The organism is Micromonospora sp. B9E7 (assembly GCF_039871815.1).
Lineage (GTDB): Bacteria > Actinomycetota > Actinomycetes > Mycobacteriales > Micromonosporaceae > Micromonospora.
On record NZ_JBDPLX010000045.1, the window covers coordinates 1 to 3,896 of the forward strand.

3 protein-coding genes are annotated in these 3,896 nt (G+C 74.2%); 2 read left to right on the forward strand and 1 reads right to left on the reverse strand.

All coding sequences use genetic code 11. The features are described 5' to 3' along the window. Positions 1 to 18 precede the first annotated feature (18 nt). A complete protein-coding gene (locus ABGB10_RS33115) occupies positions 19 to 1,338 on the reverse strand; it encodes a ribonuclease D (RefSeq protein ID WP_347664908.1) in 1,320 nt (439 codons plus the stop codon). A 210-nt stretch (positions 1,339 to 1,548) separates the two neighbouring features. Between ABGB10_RS33115 and ABGB10_RS33120 the strand changes: the two genes are divergently transcribed. Together ABGB10_RS33120 and ABGB10_RS33125 are read left to right on the forward strand one after the other, a co-directional pair. Beyond that, positions 1,549 to 2,772 carry a trypsin-like peptidase domain-containing protein gene (locus tag ABGB10_RS33120; RefSeq protein WP_347664909.1) on the forward strand — a complete coding sequence of 408 codons (1,224 nt, stop codon included), beginning with the start codon at positions 1,549 to 1,551 and terminating at the stop codon, positions 2,770 to 2,772. 142 nt (positions 2,773 to 2,914) lie between these two features. Then, positions 2,915 to 3,772 (forward strand): hypothetical protein, encoded by an 858-nt coding sequence (locus ABGB10_RS33125; protein WP_347664910.1) that lies wholly within the window; start codon positions 2,915 to 2,917, stop codon positions 3,770 to 3,772. The last annotated feature ends 124 nt before the right edge of the window (positions 3,773 to 3,896 follow it).

Below are 3,896 nucleotides of genomic sequence, written 5' to 3' on the forward strand. Positions count from 1 at the left end.
CTCGGGGGTGGGTGGGGGTTAGGGGGTGGGGTCCAGGGCTTCGGTCAGGTCGCGGGTGAGCAGACCGATCTGCCACTCCCGGGCGTTGAGGCCGCGCAGCGTCTGCGCGACCGACTCCTCGGTCACCACCTCGGGTGGGGTCCAGGCCAACCGACGAACCGAATCCGGCGTGATCAGGTTTTCCGGCGGCAGGTTGTGCTCGCCCGCGATGCGGATGACCACCTCCCGACAGCGGGCCAGCCGACCGGCCGCCACCGGGTCGCGCTCAGCCCACCGGTGCGGCGGGGGTGGGCCCTCGACCGTCGGGGAGACCGGCAGCGAATCCTCCGTGAGCTGCCGGGCGTCGTCGAGAGCGGCGAGCCAGGTACGGGCCAGCCGACGCACCGACCGACCGCCGAAACCGGGCAGGGTCAGCAGGGTCTTCTCGTCCTTCGGGTCCAGTTCGGCCGCGGCGATGATCGCCGAGTCGGGCAACACCCGACCGGGCGCGGCATCCCGCCGGGCCGCGATCTGGTCCCGGGCGTACCACATCGAGCGGACCCGGGCCTGGGCCCGGGCCCCGCGCAGCCGGTGGATGCCGGACGTGCGCCGCCAGGGCTCGGCGCGGACCCGCGGCGGGCGTGCCCCGGTGCGGACCAGAGCGGCGAACTCCTCTGCGGCCCAGGCCGACTTGCCCTGCCGGGTCAGCTCGGCGTCGAGCGCGTCGCGCAGGTCGGTGAGCAGTTCCACGTCGAGAGCGGCGTACGTCAACCACGACTCGGGCAGCGGCCGACTCGACCAGTCGGCGGCCGAATGGTGCTTCTCCAGGGTGAACCCGAGCAACTGCTCGGTCAGCGCGGCCAGCCCGACCCGCTCGAAACCGGCCAGCCGGGCAGCCAACTCGGTGTCGAACAACCGGCGTGGGCGCAGCCCGACCTCGGCGAGGCAGGGCAGATCCTGACTGGCCGCGTGGAGGACCCACTCGGCCTCGCCGATCGCCGCGTCCAGCGTGCTGAGGTCCGGCAGCGGCAGCGGGTCGATCAGCGCCGTGCCCGCACCCGCTCGGCGCAGTTGCACCAGGTATGCGCGTTGGCTGTAGCGGTAACCGGAGGCCCGCTCGGCGTCCAGGGCGACCGGGCCGGTGCCGGCCGCGAAGCGGGCCACCACCTCGGCCAGCTCGGCCGGGACGGCCACCGGTTCGGGAGTGCCGTCACGCGGGGCGGTCAGCGGAACGGGCCCACCGTCGGCCGGGTCGGCCCCCTCGCCCACCAGCTGCGGCTGGGCCGACGGCGGGTGCTCGGGTGCGTTTCCCGGAAGGTCTTCGGTGGGCCGACGGCGCAGGGGTGGTTCGTCGGTCACCTGACAACCCTAGTGCGCGCGGTGATCCGGCGGGTGCAGCCGGTCCGGCGTGTGTCGGTCAGGTGTCCACAAGGTGTCCCTTCGGATGCCGGACATTGGGGGAGACAAAGCCCGATCGCGCAGGTACGTTCCATCGCACCGCGGCCCGCGACACATTGCGACAGCGAGTCGACGGCGGCGCGGAGGCCACGGGGGAGAGGCACGACGATCATGACGGCTGGCTTCGGTTCGGGGGACGGGCGACCGGCGGGTGTCGAGCCCGACGACGCGAGCGGGTCGATGGCCGGTCGGCCCGGCCCACTGCCACCGCGCATCGAGCCCCAACCGGGCGTCGGACCGACCTGGTCCACGCCCCCGTCCGGCGGCACCGATCCGGCCCGGCCCGTCCCCGCACCCCGCGCCGAGCGGCCCGTCCCGCCCAACACCGGCCAGTGGGGCCCGCCGCCGGCCCCGTTCGGCGGCGCCGCGCACCATGGCCCGGGTGCTCCGACGGCCGCCCCCGGCCCTGCCGGCTACCCGCCGCCCACACCGGGATTTCCGGGCGTGGCCGGTTATCCGTCGCCCGGTCCGGCCGGCGCTGCGCCCTCCACGATCGCCGGCTACCCCGGTGGCCCCGCACACTGGCCGGCCGCACCGCCCGCGGCCGTCCGACCCGTCCGCCGTCGTTGGCCGGCGGTGCTCGCCACGCTGGCCGTCGTCGTGCTCGCGGCGGTGGTCGGGCTCCAGGCGTACCAACTCGACCGGCTCGGCGACCGGCTCGCCGACACCGACCGCCGGCTGGCGCAGGCCCAGGACGGCGACCTCGCCCGCCTCGACGGCCTGGACAAGCGCGCGGAGGCGTTGGAGAAGCAGGCGGGTGCCGCGTTCAACCCGGAGGCGGTGGCCAGCGCGGTGCTGCCCAGCGTGTTCCGGGTACGGGCCGGTGAGTTCACCGGCACCGCGTTCGCCGTGGGTAAGCCGGCGGCCGGCGGCGGGACGAACCTGTTCACCAACTTCCACGTCGTCGAGGCGGTCTGGGACGGCGGCGGCCGGGAGGTGTTCCTGGAGCGCACCAACCAGCGTTTCCCGGCGACCATCGTCAAGGTCGACAAGACCAACGACGTGGCGCACCTACGCACCAGTGGCAAGTTCAGCGGCCTGGTCACCGCGCCCGCGGCGGCGAAGTCCGGTCAGCAGATCGTCGTCGTCGGCGCTCCGCTCGGCCTGGAGGACAGCGTGACCACCGGTGTGGTGAGCGCGTTGCGGCCGGCCCAGGGCGGGTCCGGGCCGGCGATCCAGTTCGACGCCCCGATCAATCCGGGCAACTCCGGCGGGCCGGTGATCAATGGCAGCAAGGAGGTGGTCGGCATCGCTACCGCCAAGGCGCGCAACGCCGAGGGCATCGGGCTGGCCGTACCGATCAAGGTCGCCTGCGACGGTTTCAAGATCTGCTGAACCGGTGACCGGCGACGCCGCCGGTCGCGTGCACCACTCCCGGCCATCGCCGACCCCGGCTGATCAGCCGGCCCCAGGCGGTCTCTTCGCAGTACGTCACCGCGCCTGCCGACGCGGGAACCGCCCATCTGGAGGAACGAAGATGTCCCAACCATCGCCCGAGCCGCAGGCCGTCCCGCCGACCACCCCGCCGCCCGCCGATCCCGACCGCACCGTGGCACACCACGCCGCCGGTGCGCAGGCCGGTCCGTCCGGCGGTGAACCGACCGTCCCACAGCAGGCCGTTCCGCAGCCGACCAGCGCCGACCCGACCGTGCCGCACCCGGTCGCCCAGCCCGCCCCCCAGTCGTACGCGCCGGGGCAGGCCCCGCCGCCGTACCCCGCGAACCCGCCCGTGCCCCCGCAGTACGGCGTGCCGCAGGGCGGCGCGCCCGGCTACCCGGCCAGCGCCCCGCCGTACGCCGGCCAGCCGATGTCCGCGCCGCCGATGTCCGCGCCGCCGGTCTCCGGCCCCGGGTACGGGCCGCCGATGTCCGCGCCGCCCGGGATGGTTCCGCCGTACGGCCCGCCCGGCGCACCGGCGGCCGGGCGGGGGCGGGCGGTGCTGGTGCTGGCCCTGGTGGCTGCGCTGCTCTTCGTCGTCAGCGGAGTGATGACCGGGCTGTTCGTGACGAAGAACAACGAGCTGGACCGCACCGAGAGGCGTCTCACCGGTCAGGTCGGCCAACGCGACGACACCATCGCCGCCAACACCGCCGAGATCACGAAGCTGCGGACCGACCTGCGGACGATGCAGGAGCAGCTCGCCAACACCGAGCAGGATCTGACCGGCACCCGCAACGACCGTGACGAGCAGGCCCGGCAGAAGACGGTCATCGCGAGCTGCCTGGACAAGCTGACGACCGCGCTGGGAGCGGCGGCGGCGGGCAACCGGGCCGCCTACGACGCGGCGATGAAGGGCCTGGACAAGGTCTGCGACGAGGCGGAGGACTACCTGTAGCTCCGCTCACCTCAGCCGATCATGAAGTTGTGGTGCCTCACCTAAGCCGCGTAGGGGCCCATATCACCCACCACAACTCCATGATCGACGCGACGGGTGCGGTGGGGGCGGTGCGGCGGGGTGG